Source organism: Pseudomonas sp. MWU13-3659, assembly GCF_023757525.1.
GTDB classification, from domain to species: Bacteria; Pseudomonadota; Gammaproteobacteria; order Pseudomonadales; family Pseudomonadaceae; genus Aquipseudomonas; species Aquipseudomonas entomophila_E.
This window is the reverse complement of sequence record NZ_JAMSHW010000005.1, coordinates 76,395-92,495: the sequence shown is the minus strand read 5'-3', so window position 1 is coordinate 92,495 and position 16,101 is coordinate 76,395. Positions and strand designations below refer to the sequence as shown.

18 protein-coding genes are annotated in these 16,101 nt (G+C 64.6%); 7 read left to right on the top strand and 11 right to left on the bottom strand.

Annotated elements, in window-relative coordinates; all coding sequences use genetic code 11:
- Positions 1-208 precede the first annotated feature (208 nt).
- Genes NGM28_RS08805 through lptM form a run of 6 tightly spaced genes read right to left on the bottom strand, consistent with a single transcriptional unit; the run spans position 209 to position 4,822 of the window.
- Positions 209-904, bottom strand: coding sequence for an HAD family hydrolase (locus NGM28_RS08805; protein ID WP_240065428.1), 696 nt, complete (start codon positions 902-904; stop codon positions 209-211).
- Positions 901-1,800: a tyrosine recombinase XerC gene (gene xerC / locus NGM28_RS08800; protein WP_240065429.1), complete on the bottom strand. Its 900-nt coding sequence runs from the start codon at positions 1,798-1,800 to the stop codon at positions 901-903. The genes NGM28_RS08805 and xerC overlap by 4 nt, the downstream gene beginning before the upstream one ends.
- A complete protein-coding gene (locus tag NGM28_RS08795; protein ID WP_213658850.1) occupies positions 1,800-2,507 on the bottom strand; it encodes a DUF484 family protein in 708 nt (235 codons plus the stop codon). Before NGM28_RS08795 ends, xerC begins: the two co-directional genes overlap by 1 nt.
- A 13-nt stretch (positions 2,508-2,520) precedes the next feature.
- The gene (gene dapF, locus NGM28_RS08790) at positions 2,521-3,351 is read right to left on the bottom strand and encodes a diaminopimelate epimerase (protein ID WP_252089786.1); all 831 of its coding nucleotides are present in this window, start codon (positions 3,349-3,351) and stop codon (positions 2,521-2,523) included.
- Positions 3,352-3,355: 4 nt separating this feature from the next.
- Positions 3,356-4,603, bottom strand: coding sequence for a diaminopimelate decarboxylase (gene lysA, locus NGM28_RS08785; protein WP_240065431.1), 1,248 nt, complete (start codon positions 4,601-4,603; stop codon positions 3,356-3,358).
- Between the two features lie 9 nt (positions 4,604-4,612).
- Positions 4,613-4,822 (bottom strand): LPS translocon maturation chaperone LptM, encoded by a 210-nt coding sequence (gene lptM / locus NGM28_RS08780; RefSeq protein WP_011536339.1) that lies wholly within the window; start codon positions 4,820-4,822, stop codon positions 4,613-4,615.
- A gap of 214 nt (positions 4,823-5,036) precedes the next feature.
- On the opposite strand from lptM, the gene cyaY reads away from it, so the two are divergent.
- The 3 genes from cyaY to rnk all read left to right on the top strand — a co-directional run bounded on the left by cyaY (position 5,037) and on the right by rnk (position 6,157).
- A complete protein-coding gene (cyaY, locus tag NGM28_RS08775) occupies positions 5,037-5,369 on the top strand; it encodes an iron donor protein CyaY (protein ID WP_213658846.1) in 333 nt (110 codons plus the stop codon).
- A 1-nt stretch (position 5,370) separates the two neighbouring features.
- Positions 5,371-5,589, top strand: coding sequence for a DUF1289 domain-containing protein (locus NGM28_RS08770; protein WP_213658845.1), 219 nt, complete (start codon positions 5,371-5,373; stop codon positions 5,587-5,589).
- Positions 5,590-5,746: 157 nt separating this feature from the next.
- Complete coding sequence (rnk, locus tag NGM28_RS08765; RefSeq protein WP_011536336.1) at positions 5,747-6,157, top strand: nucleoside diphosphate kinase regulator; 411 nt, start codon at positions 5,747-5,749, stop codon at positions 6,155-6,157.
- 24 nt (positions 6,158-6,181) lie between these two features.
- On the opposite strand, the gene NGM28_RS08760 is transcribed toward rnk, so the two are convergent.
- The 4 genes from NGM28_RS08760 to NGM28_RS08745 all read right to left on the bottom strand — a co-directional run bounded on the left by NGM28_RS08760 (position 6,182) and on the right by NGM28_RS08745 (position 10,766).
- A complete protein-coding gene (locus NGM28_RS08760; protein WP_252089783.1) occupies positions 6,182-7,024 on the bottom strand; it encodes a PI-PLC domain-containing protein in 843 nt (280 codons plus the stop codon).
- Between the two features lie 97 nt (positions 7,025-7,121).
- Positions 7,122-9,986: a class I adenylate cyclase gene (locus NGM28_RS08755; protein WP_252089782.1), complete on the bottom strand. Its 2,865-nt coding sequence runs from the start codon at positions 9,984-9,986 to the stop codon at positions 7,122-7,124.
- A 180-nt stretch (positions 9,987-10,166) separates the two neighbouring features.
- Positions 10,167-10,412 (bottom strand): TIGR02647 family protein, encoded by a 246-nt coding sequence (locus tag NGM28_RS08750; protein WP_240065434.1) that lies wholly within the window; start codon positions 10,410-10,412, stop codon positions 10,167-10,169.
- Between the two features lie 51 nt (positions 10,413-10,463).
- A complete protein-coding gene (locus tag NGM28_RS08745) occupies positions 10,464-10,766 on the bottom strand; it encodes a hypothetical protein (RefSeq protein WP_011536332.1) in 303 nt (100 codons plus the stop codon).
- Positions 10,767-10,913: 147 nt separating this feature from the next.
- Between NGM28_RS08745 and NGM28_RS08740 the strand changes: the two genes are divergently transcribed.
- Complete coding sequence (locus NGM28_RS08740) at positions 10,914-11,576, top strand: glutathione S-transferase family protein (protein ID WP_252089781.1); 663 nt, start codon at positions 10,914-10,916, stop codon at positions 11,574-11,576.
- A gap of 66 nt (positions 11,577-11,642) precedes the next feature.
- On the opposite strand, the gene argH is transcribed toward NGM28_RS08740, so the two are convergent.
- Positions 11,643-13,037: an argininosuccinate lyase gene (gene argH / locus NGM28_RS08735; protein ID WP_252089780.1), complete on the bottom strand. Its 1,395-nt coding sequence runs from the start codon at positions 13,035-13,037 to the stop codon at positions 11,643-11,645.
- A 295-nt stretch (positions 13,038-13,332) separates the two neighbouring features.
- Between argH and NGM28_RS08730 the strand changes: the two genes are divergently transcribed.
- The 3 genes from NGM28_RS08730 to NGM28_RS08720 all read left to right on the top strand — a co-directional run bounded on the left by NGM28_RS08730 (position 13,333) and on the right by NGM28_RS08720 (position 16,061).
- Positions 13,333-14,082, top strand: a complete 750-nt coding sequence (locus NGM28_RS08730; RefSeq protein WP_044488561.1) for a LytR/AlgR family response regulator transcription factor — start codon at positions 13,333-13,335, stop codon at positions 14,080-14,082.
- Positions 14,083-14,355: 273 nt separating this feature from the next.
- Positions 14,356-15,297 carry a hydroxymethylbilane synthase gene (hemC, locus tag NGM28_RS08725; RefSeq protein ID WP_240065437.1) on the top strand — a complete coding sequence of 314 codons (942 nt, stop codon included), beginning with the start codon at positions 14,356-14,358 and terminating at the stop codon, positions 15,295-15,297.
- Positions 15,294-16,061, top strand: a complete 768-nt coding sequence (locus NGM28_RS08720) for a uroporphyrinogen-III synthase (protein WP_240065438.1) — start codon at positions 15,294-15,296, stop codon at positions 16,059-16,061. The genes hemC and NGM28_RS08720 overlap by 4 nt, the downstream gene beginning before the upstream one ends.
- Positions 16,062-16,101 lie beyond the last annotated feature (40 nt).

The window sequence follows — 16,101 nt, the reverse complement described above, 5'->3', positions numbered from 1 at the left end:
AAAGAAGCCCGCCGTCGCTGCGGGCTTTTTTGTGCCTGTAGGTTGACGCGGTCTTTGTAGGAGCGGCCTTGTGCCGCGAATGGGGCGCGCAGCGGCCCCAGGAATTCAGTGTCGGCAACGAACTCGGGGCCGCTTTGCGGCCCATTCGCGGCACAAGGCCGCTCCTACAGGAATTGCACATGGTCGAAAGGAGGAGTGCGATGCCCTGTCAGCGCCAGCGGGACAGGACGTCGGGTAGCTGCGACAGCCGCTGGATCTCCGCATCCGGCGCCTGCTCACCGGCCCAGGCCTTGTGCTGCGGGTTGAACCACACTGCGCGCAGCCCTGCGCGCTGGGCCCCGGCGATGTCATCACCCGGGTGATCGCCAACGTGCACCGCGGCCCCTGCGTCCACAGCGCCTAGTTTCAGGGCTTCCATGAACGGTGCCGGGTCGGGCTTGCCGATACCCAGGTCCTCGGCGCACAGCGCGAACTTGAAGTAGTCCGCCAGCCCCAGCCGGCGCACGTCGGCATTACCGTTGGTGACCACGCCGAGGATGTAGTGATGGTGCAGGATCTCCAGCACCGGCTGCACCTCTGGGAACACCTCGATCTGGTGCCGGGCATGCAGGAACACCTCGAAACCCTCGTTGGCCAGCTCCTGGGCGTGCTTCTCGCTGTAGCCGACTTCTTCCAGGGCGTGGAACAGCACGCGACGGCGCAGGGCGCTGATGCGGTGCTTGAGGCCCGGTTCGGCCTGCACCAGCCGCTCGCGAATGGCGAACAGGTGCTCGATCGGTACCCCGCCGAGGATCGGTGCATTGGCCGCCAGCCAGTCGCGCAGGACGGTCTCGGCGCTGGCGATCACCGGCGCGGTGTCCCACAGGGTGTCGTCCAGGTCGAAGGTGATCAGCTTGATGCTCATGATTCGTTGCCTTTGCTGCGTTTGGCCCGGGGGTGGGCGCTGTCGTACACGGCGGCCAGGTGCTGGAAGTCCAGGTGGGTGTAGATCTGCGTGGTGCTGATGTCGGCGTGGCCAAGCATTTCCTGCACCGCGCGCAAGTCCTGGGACGACTCCAGCAGGTGGCTGGCGAAGGAGTGGCGGAGCATGTGCGGGTGCAGGTGCTGGCCCAGCTCGCGTTCGCCGAAGGTCTTGACCCGCATCTGAATGGCCCGTGTGCTCAAGCGGTTGCCCTGGCGGGTGATGAACACCGCGCCGTCCCGAGGGGCGGCGATGCCACGCAGCCTGAACCATTCCTGCAGCGCTTCGCGGGCCTTGCGCCCGACCGGCAGCACGCGGCTCTTGCCGCCCTTGCCGAGTACCTGGACCAGCCCGCCGGTCAGGTCCAGGTGTTCCTGGTCAAGGCCGGCCAGTTCCGACAGGCGCAGGCCCGAGGAGTAGAACAGTTCGAGGATGGCCTGGTCGCGCCGGGCGATGAAGTCGTCGTCGACGCCGCCGTCGAGCAACTGCAGGGCGCGGTCGGTGTCCAGGGTCTTGGGCAGGCGGCGCTCGCCCTTCGGTGGCGCCAGGCCGTTGGCCGGGTCGTGCTGGCACAGGCCTTCGCGGTTGAGGTAGCGGTACAGGCCGCGCACCGCCGAGAGCAGCCGTGCCAGGCTGCGCGAGGACTGGCCATGGTGGTGCTGGCGCGCCACCAGTTGGCGCAACTGCTGGACCTGCAGCGCGTCCCAGCCGGCGATGCCTTGGTTGTTGCAGTACTCGATGACTTTCTCGAGGTCGCGGCGGTAAGCCAGCAGGGTGTGCCCGGACACCTGGCGCTCGTTGCGCAGGTGCGCGCAATAAGCTTCCAGCTGGCGTTCCATCAGCGCACCGAGCGCAGCGTCTGGGTGAAGCGCGGCAGCACGCGGCCAAGCACCTCGGCGATGTAGCTGAGGAACAGGGTGCCGACACTGCTCTTGTAGTGCTGCGGGTCGCGGCTGCCGATTGCCAGCACGCCATGCAGGCCCTGGTGTTCGAGGGTGGCCACGGCGCTGGAGCCGACTTCCTTGTGTGCAGTGTCGCCGAACAGGAACGCCAGCTCGTGCTCGCGCAGGCTACCGCTGATGGTCTTGCCGCCGCCGATCAGGCCGCCAATGGCTTGTTGCGCCTCGGCGCCAGGTACCCAGCGGCCGACCGGCGCGGCGTTTTCGCCGAACAGGATCAGGCTGACGAAGGGCACCTGGAACTCCTGGCGCAGGCTGTCTTCGACGGCCATCACCACTTCTTCCAGGCTGCTGGCATCGAGCAGGTCGAGGATCAGCCGGCGGGTCTTGTCGAACAGCCGGTCGTTGTCGCGGGCCACGTCCATCAATTGCGACAGGCGATGGCGCATCTCGATGTTGCGGTCGCGCAGCAGCTTGAGCTGGCGCTCCACCAGCGACACGCTGTCGCCGCGTTGGTGGGGGATGCGCTGTTCGAGCAGCAGTTCGTCGTGCTCGGCGAAGAAGCTGGGGTGGGCGCGCAGGTAGGCGACCACGGCGTCTTCGTCGAGCGCGTTGGCCTGGGGTGCAACGTTAGGCTGATCGGTCATGGCGGATACTCGCTTAGAGACGAACCTGTCCTTCGAAAACGCGTACAGCCGGGCCGGTCATCAGCACAGGCTTGCCGGGGCCGGCCCATTCGATGTTCAGGCGTCCGCCCGGCAGGTCGATGGTTACCGGGGAATCCATCCAGCCCTGGGCGATGGCCGCAACGGCCGCGGCGCAGGCGCCGGTGCCGCAGGCTTGGGTTTCGCCCGCGCCGCGCTCCCACACCCGCAGGTTGGCGCGGTGGCGGTCGACGACCTGGATGAAGCCGGCATTGACCCGCTGCGGGAAGCGCGGGTGGTGCTCGATCTTCGGCCCCAGTTCATGGACCGGCGCGGTGCGTACGTCATCGACGCGCAGCACCGAATGCGGGTTGCCCATGGACACGGCGGCAATCTGGTGCACCTGGCCGTCGACTTCGAGCGGGTAGCTCAACGCCTGTTCATCGGCGATGAACGGGATATCGGCGGGTACGAAACGCGGTGGGCCCATGTCGACACAGACCTGGCCATCGTTGCGCACATCCAGCTCGATGATGCCGCCCTTGGTTTCGACGCGGATACGCTTCTTGGCGGTCAGGCGCTTGTCCAGCACGAAGCGGGCGAAGCAGCGCGCGCCGTTGCCGCACTGCTCGACTTCGGAGCCGTCGGCGTTGAAGATCCGGTAGCGGAAGTCCACGTCCGGGTTGCTGGGGGCCTCGACGATCAGCAACTGGTCGAAGCCGATGCCGGTGTTGCGGTCGCCCCATTGCTTGGCGTGCTTGGGTTGGATATGGGCGTGCTGGCTGACCAGGTCGAGGACCATGAAGTCGTTGCCCAGCCCGTGCATCTTGGTGAAACGCAGCAGCATGGGCTTACTCCGGCAGCAGGCTTTCGCCGGCGAACAATTCGGCGACGGTCTCGCGGCGACGCACTTCGAAGGCCTGGTCGCCGTCGACCAGCACTTCGGCGCAACGGCCACGGGTGTTGTAGTTCGAGCTCATGACGAAACCATAGGCGCCCGCGGAGCGGACGGCCAGCAGGTCGCCTTCGGCCAGGTCCAGTACACGGTCCTTGCCCAGGAAGTCGCCGGTCTCGCAGATCGGCCCGACCAGGTCGTATGCACGGCCTTCGCCCTCGCGGGGCTTGACCGCACTGACGTCCATCCAGGCCTGGTACAGGGCCGGGCGGATCAGGTCGTTCATCGCCGCGTCGATGATGGCGAAGTCCTTGTGCTCGGTGTGCTTGAGGTATTCCACGCGGGTCAGCAGCACGCCGCCGTTGGCGACGATGTAGCGGCCCGGTTCGAACACCAGTGTCAGCTCACGTTCGCCGACGCGCTCGCGGATGGCCTGGATGTAGTCGGCCAGCACGGGGGGCTGTTCGTCGCGGTAGCGCACGCCGACACCGCCGCCGAGGTCGAGGTGGCGCAGGTGGATGCCGCACTCGGCCAGGCGGTCGACCAGCACCAGCAGGCGGTCGAGGGCATCGAGGAAGGGCTCGACGGTAGTCAGCTGCGAACCGATGTGGCAGTCGACGCCGACCACGTCCAGGTTGGGCAGCTGCGCGGCGCGCACGTAGATGGCTTCGGCGTCGGCGATGGCGATGCCGAACTTGTTTTCTTTGAGGCCGGTGGAGATGTACGGGTGGGTGCCGGCATCGACGTCCGGGTTCACACGCAGCGAAACCGGGGCCGTCTTGCCCATCTCGGCGGCGACCACCTGCAGGCGCTCGAGCTCGTCGGTGGACTCGACGTTGAAGCAGTGCACGCCCACTTCCAGGGCGCGACGCATGTCTTCACGGGTCTTGCCGACACCGGAGAACACCACGCGATCGGCACGGCCGCCGGCGGCCAGGACACGCTCCAGCTCACCACCGGAGACGATGTCGAAGCCCGCGCCCAGGCGCGCCAGCAGGTTCAGCACGCCCAGGTTGGAGTTGGCCTTGACCGCGAAGCAGACGAGATGCTCGACACCTTGCAGGGCGTCGGTGTAGCTACGGTACTGGGCCTCGATGTGGGCGCGGGAGTACACGTAGGTCGGCGTGCCGAAGCGTTCGGCGACGGCCGACAGGGCCACCCCTTCCGCGAACAGCTCGCCGCCGCGGTAGTTGAATGCATCCATGGGATTTCCTTACGGCGCGGGAGACGGCTCGGCCTGCTCTTGCTGCTCCGGTGCCTGCTGCTGGGCCGGTTGGGCGTGCTGGTGCTGCTGGTGCGACTTGCGCGGGCCTTTGCCGTCCTTGCCGTCTTCGGGCAGGTACAGGGGGCCTTTCTGACCGCAGGCCGAAACGAGGCAGGCAACCGCGACCAGTGCCGCGAGGGAGGAAATCAGGCGTTTCATGGGTGAAATCCTTGGAAATATGCAGTATTGCGGCCGAGTATACCCAGCGACCACCCGATTGCCTATGCAAGCGCCGGCCCGCCTGGCGGGCGTGCCCCTTTCGCCGGCTTGCCGGCGAAAGGGCCGCGGATCAGCGCTAAACTTTGCAATCACGACCAACCGGCCTTATCGTGCCCGGCTTGCGTGTGTGCAGCCATTTTTCGAGGTTCCTGCAATGAGTTTGAGCGAAGCGCGTTTCCACGATCTGGTCGACGCGACCCAACAGGCACTGGAAGACCTGTTCGACGAGAGCGACCTGGACCTGGACATGGAGAACTCTGCCGGTGTGCTGACCATCAAGTTCGACAATGGCAGCCAGCTGATCTTCAGCCGCCAGGAACCGCTGCGTCAGCTGTGGCTTGCCGACCGCTCCGGCGGTTTCCACTTCGACTACGACGAGGAAAGCGGCAAGTGGGTGTGCGAGAAGACCGAGGAACTGCTCGGTGAAATGCTCGAGCGCATCGTCTGGGAGCGGGCCGGCGAGAAGCTGGATTTCGACGAGATCTGAGATGAGTGACCTGCCTCGGCCGCCCAAGCCGCTCTACAGCAATGTCAGCCCGGCGGTGCCGTCACCTTGTATCAGCGTGTGTCGGCTAGACGAGCACAAGGTTTGCACCGGCTGTCACCGTCATGTCGAGCATATCCGCGAGTGGCGCGCGGCCGACGATGAACGACGCCGGCAGATCTGCCGCGAGGCTGATGTGCTCAAGGCCCGGTCCGGACGATAGCCACAGGTTTCCTGCGGGCTTGTGTATTTGCCCCGCTGTGGTAGTGTCAGGTTCTGCGTCATTGACGCCAGAAGCATTTCGCAAACCCCGCCCTTGGGCGGGGTTTTGCTTTATCTGTCTGTGGAAAATCGCCTGTTCAAAGGAGTCTGACTGGATCATGAGCACCAAGCCCTCCCTCATCCTCACCCGCTTGGACGTGCAGCGTCTCGAGCGCCTGCTCGACAGCCTCGATGAAAGCACCCCGGGTGTGCTCGCCCTGCAGGACGAGCTGGACCGCGCCGAGCAGGTGGTCGGTCATGAGGAAGTGCCGGCTGGCGTGGTCACCATGAATTCCCGCGTGCATTGCCGTGAGATCGCCAGTGGCAAGGATTACCACCTGACCCTGGTCTACCCGAAGGATGCAGGTCCGGAAGGCAATGTCTCGATCCTCGCGCCGATCGGTTGCGCGCTGCTGGGCCTGTCGGTGGGCGACCAGATCGACTGGCCCGCGCCCGGCGGCAAGACCCTCAAGCTCGAGCTGCTTGCCGTCGAGTACCAGCCGGAAGCTGCGGGCGACTTCGACCTCTGACGGTGGTTGGGGCGGGTAGCTGCGTCAGCCCATGGCCGATGCGCGGAGGCGGTTGGCATGGATGCAGTTGTCCACGAGCCTGCCCCGTAGCGACCAGTCGGTATTGATGATCCGGAAGTGCTGGATATAGCTGTTCAGGTCGCGGGATTCGAACCATTCGTCGATCTTGTCGTGAAAGTCGTCCGGCACGAAGAAGGGCCAGACGTACTTGGCGCATTGGATCGAAGTCAAGGGCAAGCCCGTTTCGCCGTACCCTGCCACTTGGTCCATGTACGCCTTCAATTCGCTGGCGCTGGGCGTATTTTCGCCGATCCAGCGATGGCTGACGCTCGGCCAGTACTCGGATGGGGTATGGCCTTGGTCATAACCAATCACCACCGTCTTGCCCGGATGCTCGCGCCATAGCTCATCCAATGTGAGCCCATGCAGTGAATAGGGGATCATGCGCGGGCCCAGCTCGGCGAGTAGCGCCTGTAGCAGGCGATGTTCTTCAGGGTCGAAGTGACTGAACTCGTGAAAGTCGAGAATGACGATTTCCTTCGCATTGTCCGGGTTGGCATAGAAACCATTCAATGCGTCGACGATATCTTTCCGGATCGTGCGTCCGGATGAATTCAGGTGGAACAGCTGAAAGCGCAGGTCGGAGCTCCGCGAGTGTTGCGAGTGGGCCCTTACGCGCAGGTCCAGTACGCGAATGCCGCCGCGGATCTGCTCGATGCAGGGCACATCTTGTGTGGTCTCGTTCGGTAGAAAAATACCATCGGCTTGCTTGTCCATGCCGGAATCGTGGGTACCTGGCAAGATCAGTTGATCGATGCGCAAGCGTCCCAGCTCAGGGTGGGCGCCCATCCAGTGTTCTTTGTTCATGACAGCACTCTCGTTTGGTTTGTTGGAGAGTGCGTAGGATGCTTCCCACAAAACATTGCTTGGCAGCGAGAAATCCTTCCTGGAAATGAGATGCTTCTCAGGGTTCCAGTGTCGCCTGCAAGCGTTCCAACCCTTCATTGAGCGCCTGTTCCAATTCACCCTTGTAGCGCAGGTACAAGCTGGTCGAGCCTTGGTCATCACCTAGCAGCTCGGAGAGATCAAGGTCGGTGATGTAGCAGCGGTAGCTGCCGGCGCTGCGGCGTTGGCGCAGGATCTGCCGGGCGACCACGCTGTACAGTTGGTCGCCGTGCTCCAGTTCGGAGTATTCCTGCTGGTCGCAGTAGAGGGTGACGTGCACGTCGTCGCCGGTGCCGGCCTGGAGGATCGCCTGGACCTCGTAGTACGGCCGGTCGCGCCCGTCGATCGGCGCTGACCGCATTTCCAGCCCGCGTGCCTTGCCAATCCCGGAAGGCAGCAGCTGGTAATACAGGATGTCCAGCGAGGCCTGTTGCAAGCTGTCCAGCGGCAGTTGCGCATCACGGCGCATCACCACCGATTGCAGGAAGCGCTGCAGCGGCAGCAGTAGGTGCTGTTCGTCCTGCAGGGGCAGGCGTTGCTGCCAGAGCGCGTTGTATTCGTCCAGCACATAAAGGTCGGCCCAACCATCGAGCAGGCGGTAGAACACCTGGATGCACTGGGGTTGGCCCTGGCCGAGCACCAGCGGCAGGTCGTAGTCCTGCAGCGCATTGGCGTCGAGGTGCAGCGGGCTGTAGCTGTCGCGTTCCTCGCCGAGCGTTTCGAGCAGTGCGTCATGCTTGTCGAGGGTGGCCAGCGTCACCTGCCCGGGTTGCAGTTCAAGCACGTGAGTATGCCGGGCGACCTGGAGCAGGTAGCGGTGATTGAGGTTCTGGTCGAGCAGCAACTGCACGGTATCGAAGATTTCCTCGACCCGCTGGCTGATGGCCTGGGCCCGGTTGTGGCAGTAGCAGCGTACCCGCACCCGCGGGCGGTGGCTGCGCTGGCCGAGGCTGTTGAGGAAGTCGCGCAGGCAGCGCACCAGCGCGTGCTCGCCGTCGTAGCGCTGCACCAGCACTTCGTTCCAGCTGTTCAAGGTGATCTGGTCGAGGGTCAGGACCAGATTTTCGCGCACCCCGGCATAGCTCAGCGAGTCAGTGCGCTCGGTGGTCATCAGGATGTTCAGGTCGCGGTGATGGCGCAGCGGGTCGACCCCCACATTGACCAGCAGCAGGATCTCGTCGGCCACGCTGGGTTGCAGCAGGCGCACTTCGCTGACCGTTTCCAGGGGCAGGGGGATGCCCTGTTGCAGGCTGCCGATCAGGTTGAACAGTTCGAACTCGCTGAGATCGCTTGCACCCGGGTGCAGGGCGAGGCGCGTGCTGCTGTCGATGACGCCATTGCGGTGGGCCCAGGTCAGGAGTTCAAGCAGCTCCCGGCAACGCTTGATGGGGCTGAAATGCTCCCATTCGTGCACGCCCAGGTTGCCGTTGTACAGGCCCCAGTGATGGGTGCCCGGCTCCTTGCGGTTGGGCGATTGCACGAGCGTCAGGGTGTCTTCGGCCAGGTCGGGCGCGATCCCCGGGTTGATCACCTCGATCTTGCCGGCGCGGCGCTCGAAAGCCGCGTAGAGGCGCCGGCCCAGCACATTGAGGTCGCGTTGGTCGGCGCGGCTGTTGGCATTTTGCTCACGGGCGAACTGGGTGAGGAAGCGGTAGCTATGGTTCAGCTCGGCCACCAGCTCGCGGCGCTCGACAGCAACCTGACGTACCTTCCACTGGCTGCGGCTGTCGAGCAGTGCCAGCTGCCGTTCGTCCCAGCCCCATTCCTCGGCGAGGCGAGCCAGCAACTTGCGTTGCCAGCCAGCGTTGCGCGAACGGCCCAGGTCACCGAGCTTCTTGTTCACTTTCAGGTAGAGGCTACGCCGTACCAGTTCCAGGCGCGCGGTTTCGCCACGGCGCAGCAGGTACTGCTCGATGCGCCGGTAGACCATGACATAGGGGTCGAGCTCGTCCAGGTCCAGGCGGTTGGCGAACACGGCCTGCTTGAAGTCCAGGCTCAGGCAGCGCACGTGGGGGTGCTCGCTGGCGTAGGTTTCGGTGAGCAGCAGTTTGAGCAGCGACTTGTAGGGTGAGTCGATGCCCTTGTACAGCTGCCACAGCCCGGCACCGACGTACTCACCAGGTGGAATGTGCGCAAGGTGGCCGAGGTCCAGGGCATCGGTCACGCGGATGAAGCGCTTGGACAGCAGGGTCTGGGTGTAGTCCCGGTAGTTGTGCTCCTGGTACACCGGCACCAGCCACCACAGGGGCGTGCGCCCGGCGAGCCAGAGCGCCGTGCGGTAGAACTCGTCGAGCAACAGGTAGTGCTGGGTGGTGCCGCAATCGTCCGAGCTGAGCCGGCTGTCGCGCTCGCCCTGGACGAAACCCTGGGGCTCGATCAGGAACAGGTGCGCCTCGGCGCCCTGGGTGGCCGCCCAGTCCTCGAGCAACTGGCACTTGCGTCGCAGTTCGGCCAGTGCCTGTTCGTCCAGCCCTGGGGCATGGCACACCCACACATCCATGTCGCTTTGCTCGGCCTGGGCCAGGGTACCGAGGCTGCCCATCAGGAACAGGCCATGGATGGGCTGGGGTGGGTTGCCGTGACGCGCCTTGTAGGTGAATGAGCGGGTCAGGCGCTGGGCTTCGGCCAGCAGTTCGTTATCCGGCTCGAAGCCAGAAACACCGGCGGGGGTGTTGCCCGAGACATAGCCCGGCAACAGCGGGTGGTTGACGTGGAAGAACAGCGGCAACAGCGTGAGCACCTGCTGCTGGCGCGTGGACAACCCTTCCAGTGCCCGCGCCAGCCGTCCCTGGTTGATCTTCAGAAACCGCGCACGCAGCCTGGACAGCTCCTTGCGGTCGATGCCTTGGTCGATATCGGGGCGGATTTCATGGGGGTGGTTCATTGCGCGCTCAGGCAGGCTGGGGAAGCACTGCGAGTTTAGCCTGAGCGCGGCGCTCGGATAAGCGAAAAGTGGCTTTTTGACGCCATTTTTCCAGCGCCGTTCGTCGTAGTGGGAGCCAGCTTGCTGGCGAACCGCATTGCATAGCCGTTCGCCAGCAAGCTGGCTCCTACAGGGGAACGATCAGGCGGGCTGGGTAGCTTTCAGAATGGTCAGCAACTGTTGGACGCTCTGCGCGGCATCCAGGCCCAGGCTGGTGAGGTAGCCGCCATCGGGCTGGTCGGTCAGTTGTTTGTCGTGCAGGCGTTTCGCGGCGGCGATCAGGGCGGGGGAGGCATTGCTGTGAACCTTGATGCCTTCCTGGTGGCTGTCCAGGTTGAACAGGGCGAGGACTTCCAGTTCGGCGATCAGTTCGGGGGTGAAGGACATGGGCGACTCCTGACTTCCAGACAAGGATGGAAGTCAGGAGTGTAGTCAGGCTTATTCGATATCGCCTTGATCCGCCTCAGGTGGCAGCTCCGGCAGGGCGCGCAGGGCAGTTTCGTACCACTCGGTGTCGAAGGGGCGGTCCTCGTCGAGCATGGCGTCGATCTCCACGGCCAGCACATGGGCCATGAGGTTGAGGATGTCTTCGCGCTCGTAGCCGACCAGGGTCAGCTTGTTGAAGGTGGCCTTGGCCGCTGGGGGCTCGCCGCTTTCGATCTGGTTTTCGATGGCTTGGGTGAGGGTGGCCTCGGTGAAGGCTTCTTCGTCGTTGCCGTCGATATCGTCGTGCTCGCTCATGGCGGTGCTCCTGTGGTGAAGCGCACAGTGTGCCATGCCTGCGCCGGCAATGCCCGGCCATCAGCGCCGGCCATGGCGCTGGCCAAGGTGACGCGGGAGGGCTATAAAAGCCGGGCCAACCCCATACGGCCTCGGAGGCTGTCTCACATGCTCAAGCTTCATGGATTCGCGGTCAGCAACTACTACAACATGGTCAAGCTGGCCCTGCTGGAAAAAGGCCTGCCCTTCGAGGAAGTACCGTTCTTCGGTGGCCAGGCGCCCGAGGCACTGGCCAAGAGCCCACGTGGCAAGGTGCCGACGCTGGAGACCGAGCACGGTTTCATCAGCGAGACCGGCGTGATCCTCGACTACATCGAGCAGACCCAGCCCGGCAAACCACTGCTGCCTGCCGATGCCTTCGGCCAGGCGAAGGTACGAGAGCTGCTCAGGGAGATCGAACTGTACATCGAGCTGCCGGCGCGGACCTGCTATGGCGAGGCGTTCTTCGGCGCGGCGGTGGAACCGCTGATCAAGGAGCGTGCACGGGCCGACCTGCTGGCGGGGTTTGCCACGCTCAAGCGCAATGGGCGTTTCGATCCTTATGTGGCAGGTAAACAGATGACCATCGCCGACCTGATATTCTGCTTCTCGGTCGACCTGGCTTACGCCGTGGGCAAGAAAGTGTTGAACGTCGATTTCCTGGCGGACTTCCCGCAGGCGGCGGCGTTGCTGGAGAAACTGCGCGGGAACCCGCACATGGCGCGGATCGTGGCAGACAAGGACGCGGCGATGCCGGCGTTCCAGGAGATGATCAAAAGCGGCAAGCGATAGGCTTGCAGCGGTTCGCCGGCAAGCCGGCTCCTACGGGTGTAGGAGCCGGCTTGCCGGCGAATGCCGTCAACGCGAAGCCAGCAAGGCCTTGCCGCGCGCCACGGCTGCGCGCACCTGCGCCGGCGCGGTACCGCCGATGTGGTTACGTGCATTCACCGAACCTTCCAGGGTCAGCACCGCGAACACATCCTGTTCGATCTGGTCGCTGAACTGGCGCAGCTCGTCCAGGCTCATCTCGGCCAGGTCCTTGCCGGTGTCGACACCGTACTTCACGGCATGGCCGACGATCTCGTGGCAGTCACGGAACGGCAGGCCACGGCGCACCAGGTAGTCGGCAAGGTCCGTGGCGGTGGAGAAACCGCGCAGGGCCGCTTCACGCATGATCGCGTGCTTGGGCTTGATCGCCGGGATCATGTCGGCGAAAGCACGCAGCGAGTCGCGCAGGGTATCGGCGGCGTCGAACAGCGGCTCCTTGTCTTCCTGGTTGTCCTTGTTGTAGGCCAGTGGCTGGCCTTTCATCAGGGTCAACAGGCCGGTCAGGGCACCGAACACGCGGCCGGTCTTGCCACGCACCAGCTCCGGCACGTCCGGGTTCTTCTTCTGCGGCATGATCGAGCTGCCGGTACAGAAGCGGTCGGGCAGGTCGATGAACTGGAACTGGGCGCTGGTCCACAGCACCAGCTCTTCGGAGAAGCGCGACAGGTGCATCATCGCGACGCTCGCGGCAGCGCAGAATTCGATGGCGAAGTCACGGTCCGAGACGCCATCGAGCGAGTTGCCGGCCACGGCTTCGAAGCCCAGCAGCTTGCAGGTCAGTTCGCGGTCGATCGGGTAGGTGGTGCCGGCCAGCGCGGCGCTGCCCAGCGGCATGCGGTTGGCGCGCTTGCGGCAGTCGACCAGGCGCTCGTAGTCGCGGCTGAGCATTTCGAACCAGGCCAGCAGGTGGTGGCCGAAGGTGACCGGTTGGGCGGTCTGCAGGTGGGTGAAGCCGGGCATGATGGTCTCGGCTTCGCGCTCGGCCTGCTCCAGCAGGCCCTGCTGCAGGCGGGTGATCTCGCCCAGGATCAGGTCGATCTCGTCGCGCAGCCACAGGCGGATGTCGGTGGCCACCTGGTCGTTGCGGCTGCGGCCGGTGTGCAGCTTCTTGCCGGTGATGCCGATGCGGTCGGTCAGGCGTGCCTCGATGTTCATGTGCACGTCTTCCAGGTCGACGCGCCAGTCGAAGTTGCCGGCCTCGATCTCACCCTGGATGGTCCTCAGGCCATCGATGATGGTGTCGCGTTCTGCGTCGTTGAGCACGCCGACCTGCGCCAGCATGGTGGCGTGGGCGATCGAACCCATGATGTCGTGGCGGTACAGGCGCTTGTCGAAGTCGACCGAGGCGGTGAAACGGGCGACGAAGGCGTCGACGGGCTCACTGAAGCGGCCGCCCCAGGACTGATTGGTCTTGTCGGTGCTCATGGATTCACTCTTTGAAGGCGTGAACGGAAAAAGTGGCGCCGATCATAGCAGGGTTGCGCCCACCGCCGCAGGGCGCTGGTCGAGAGAAGCGCGCAGGCAAGGGGGTGCGGCATATTCAACGATTGAACGGCAGTGTTCCACGGACCGTCTACAGTTGGACAGAGGACTGGCGGTGAATCTGCCAGGCCAGTGAATCTTTGGCCTTCGCACCGGTCTGTAGCGTGACCGTTTCCGGTCTCCCCACACTTGTCTACGCTATACCCGTGCGAGACTCACTCAGGAATCCAGCGCAATTATGAATGTCCTGATCGTTGATGACGAACCCCAAGCCCGCGAACGCCTGAGCCGGCTGCTCGGCGAGCTGGAGGGCTACACCGTGATGGAGCCCAGCGCCACCAACGGCGAGGAGGCCCTGGCACTGATCGAGAGCCTCAAGCCCGATGTGGTGCTGCTGGACATCGGTATGCCCGGCCTCGATGGCCTGCAGGTGGCCGCCAAACTGTGCGAGCGCGAGGCGCCGCCGGCGGTGGTGTTCTGCACCGGTGACGACGAATACGGCAGCCAGGCCTTCAAGGAGAGCACCTTGAGCCATGTCGACAAACCCATCCAGCCCCAGACGCTGCGCGACGCCTTGCGCCGCGCGGAAAAACCCAACCGCGCCCAGCTGGCGGCGCTGACCCGGCCCACCAGCGATGAGGGGGGCGGCCCGCGTAGCCATATCAGTGCCCGCACTCGCAAGGGCATCGAGCTGATCCCGTTGCCGCAAGTCATCTATTTCATCGCCGACCATAAATACGTCACCCTGCGCCACGAAGCGGGTGAGGTGCTGCTCGACGAGCCGTTGAAGGCGCTGGAAGACGAGTTCGGCGAGCGCTTTGTGCGCATACACCGTAACGCCCTGGTTGCCCGCGAGCGCATCGAAAAGCTGCAGCGCACGCCGCTGGGGCACTTCCAGCTTTATCTGAAGGGCCTGGAAGGGGATGCACTGACCGTCAGCCGCCGGCATGTGGCGGGGGTGCGCAAGATGATGCAGACGCTGCACTGAAACCAAGTTTGCGGGTAACCCGGCTCTGATCGCGCCAACTTCGTGCATTGCGCGAACCTTGTAGGAGCGGCCTTGTGCCGCGAAAGGGCCGCACAGCGGCCCCAGGGATTTCAGCGTTGACGAGGGTATCGCTGGGGCCGCTGCGCGGCCCTTTCGCGGCACGAGGCCGCTCCTACAGGGGGGGTAAATCCCACTGGATTGCTGATCTGAATCTGCGGGAACAGCCGGAGGAGCTGTTATCATCGACCGCATTTCTCTGGATCGGGGCGTTTCATGTCCACTCGCGAAATCCGCATTGCCACCCGTAAAAGTGCCTTGGCCCTGTGGCAGGCCGAATACGTCAAAGCCCGTCTCGAGCAGGCCCATCCCGGCCTGCAGGTCAGCCTGGTGCCCATGGTCAGCCGTGGCGACAAGCTGCTCGACGCACCGCTGGCCAAGATCGGCGGCAAGGGCCTGTTCGTAAAAGAGCTGGAAACCGCCCTGCTGGACAACGAAGCCGACATCGCCGTGCATTCGATGAAGGACGTGCCCATGGACTTCCCCGAAGGCCTGGGCCTGTACTGCATCTGCGAGCGCGAAGACCCGCGCGACGCCTTTGTCTCCAACACCTTCAAGAGCCTCGAGGCACTGCCGGCTGGCAGCATCGTCGGCACCTCCAGCCTGCGTCGTCAGGCCCAACTGCTGGCGCGTCGCCCCGACCTGGAAATCCGTTTCCTGCGCGGCAACGTCAACACTCGCCTGGCCAAGCTCGACGCTGGTGAGTACGACGCCATCATTCTCGCAGCGGCGGGCCTGATCCGCCTGGGCTTCGAGGACCGCATCACCTCCACCATCAGTGTCGATGACAGCCTGCCGGCTGGCGGCCAAGGTGCCGTGGGCATCGAGTGCCGCAGCGCCGACAGCGAAATCCACGCGCTGCTGGCGCCGTTGCACCATGCCGACACCGCCGACCGCGTGGTGGCCGAGCGGGCCCTGAACAAGCGCCTGAACGGTGGCTGCCAGGTGCCGATCGCCTGCTACGCAGTGCTCGAAGGCGAACAGTTGTGGCTGCGCGGCCTGGTTGGCCAGCCTTCCGGCGGCACCCTGCTGGTGGCCGATGCCCGGGCGCCACGCGCTAATGCAGAAGCATTGGGCGTGCAGGTAGCCGAGGACCTGCTCAGCCAGGGCGCCGAGGCGATCCTCAAGGAAGTCTATGGCGAGGCCGGCCACCCGTGAGCCCCTGGCGCCTGCTGCTGACCCGCCCTGAAGAGGACTGTGCGGCACTGGCGCGGTCGCTGGCCGATGCAGGCATTGCCAGTGCCAGCCTGCCCTTGCTGGCCATCGAGCCGGTCGAACTGGAGCCCCGGCAACAGGAGCGCCTGGCAGCGATTGGCCAGGCGCAAGCGATCATCGTGGTGAGCAAGCCGGCTGCGCGTCTGCTGCTCGAGCAGCTTGACCAGGCAGGCGTCGAACCGCCGCGTGCGGGCTGGTTCACGGTTGGGGAGGCCACGGCTAGCGTGCTTCAGGCGCGCGGGCTTTTGGTGACTTTCCCTACAGAAGGTGATGACAGCGAGGCCTTGCTGGCTCATCCATTCCTACGTCAGGCTATCGCACTTCCTACATCCAGCGTCCTTATTGTCCGTGGTGTCGGAGGTCGCGAACTGCTGGCCGAGCGTCTTGCAGAGCAAGGTGCTAGTGTCGATTATCTGGAACTGTATCGCCGTTGCCTGCCGCATTACCCGGCCGGGACACTGGCGCAGTGCATCGATGGGGAACGCCTCAATGGCCTGGTGGTCAGCAGTGGGCAGGGTCTTGAACACTTGCATCAGATAGCGGGGACGGACTGGCCGCGGCTTTCGCGCCTGCCGTTGTTCGTGCCCAGCCCGCGGGTCGCCGACCAGGCCCGCGCGCTGGGCGCCCGCGAGGTTGTGGATTGCCGTGGCGCCAGTGCCGCGGCCTTGCTGGCAGCCGTGCAGCGAACCGCTGCGCCTGCCTTTTAAGGCGCTAAGCTAGAGAACGATGCGCCACCATGCAAAGGAT

Excerpts from the sequence above, each read along its gene's own strand:
- NGM28_RS08750 (WP_240065434.1), bottom strand. The coding sequence starts at position 10,412 with ATGTCCTTCACCCCCGAACTGATCGCCGAACTGGAAGTCCTCGCCCTG.
- NGM28_RS08745 (WP_011536332.1), bottom strand. The coding sequence starts at position 10,766 with ATGAGCGAGCACGACGATATCGACGGCAACGACGAAGAAGCCTTCACC.
- NGM28_RS08760 (WP_252089783.1), bottom strand. The coding sequence starts at position 7,024 with ATGAACAAAGAACACTGGATGGGCGCCCACCCTGAGCTGGGACGCTTG.
- NGM28_RS08730 (WP_044488561.1), top strand. The coding sequence starts at position 13,333 with ATGAATGTCCTGATCGTTGATGACGAACCCCAAGCCCGCGAACGCCTG.
- cyaY (WP_213658846.1), top strand. The coding sequence starts at position 5,037 with ATGAGTTTGAGCGAAGCGCGTTTCCACGATCTGGTCGACGCGACCCAA.
- NGM28_RS08755 (WP_252089782.1), bottom strand. The coding sequence starts at position 9,986 with ATGAACCACCCCCATGAAATCCGCCCCGATATCGACCAAGGCATCGAC.
- NGM28_RS08805 (WP_240065428.1), bottom strand. The coding sequence starts at position 904 with ATGAGCATCAAGCTGATCACCTTCGACCTGGACGACACCCTGTGGGAC.
- NGM28_RS08770 (WP_213658845.1), top strand. The coding sequence starts at position 5,371 with ATGAGTGACCTGCCTCGGCCGCCCAAGCCGCTCTACAGCAATGTCAGC.
- NGM28_RS08740 (WP_252089781.1), top strand. The coding sequence starts at position 10,914 with ATGCTCAAGCTTCATGGATTCGCGGTCAGCAACTACTACAACATGGTC.
- hemC (WP_240065437.1), top strand. The coding sequence starts at position 14,356 with ATGTCCACTCGCGAAATCCGCATTGCCACCCGTAAAAGTGCCTTGGCC.
- NGM28_RS08795 (WP_213658850.1), bottom strand. The coding sequence starts at position 2,507 with ATGACCGATCAGCCTAACGTTGCACCCCAGGCCAACGCGCTCGACGAA.
- rnk (WP_011536336.1), top strand. The coding sequence starts at position 5,747 with ATGAGCACCAAGCCCTCCCTCATCCTCACCCGCTTGGACGTGCAGCGT.
- lysA (WP_240065431.1), bottom strand. The coding sequence starts at position 4,603 with ATGGATGCATTCAACTACCGCGGCGGCGAGCTGTTCGCGGAAGGGGTG.
- xerC (WP_240065429.1), bottom strand. The coding sequence starts at position 1,800 with ATGGAACGCCAGCTGGAAGCTTATTGCGCGCACCTGCGCAACGAGCGC.
- dapF (WP_252089786.1), bottom strand. The coding sequence starts at position 3,351 with ATGCTGCTGCGTTTCACCAAGATGCACGGGCTGGGCAACGACTTCATG.
- lptM (WP_011536339.1), bottom strand. The coding sequence starts at position 4,822 with ATGAAACGCCTGATTTCCTCCCTCGCGGCACTGGTCGCGGTTGCCTGC.
- argH (WP_252089780.1), bottom strand. The coding sequence starts at position 13,037 with ATGAGCACCGACAAGACCAATCAGTCCTGGGGCGGCCGCTTCAGTGAG.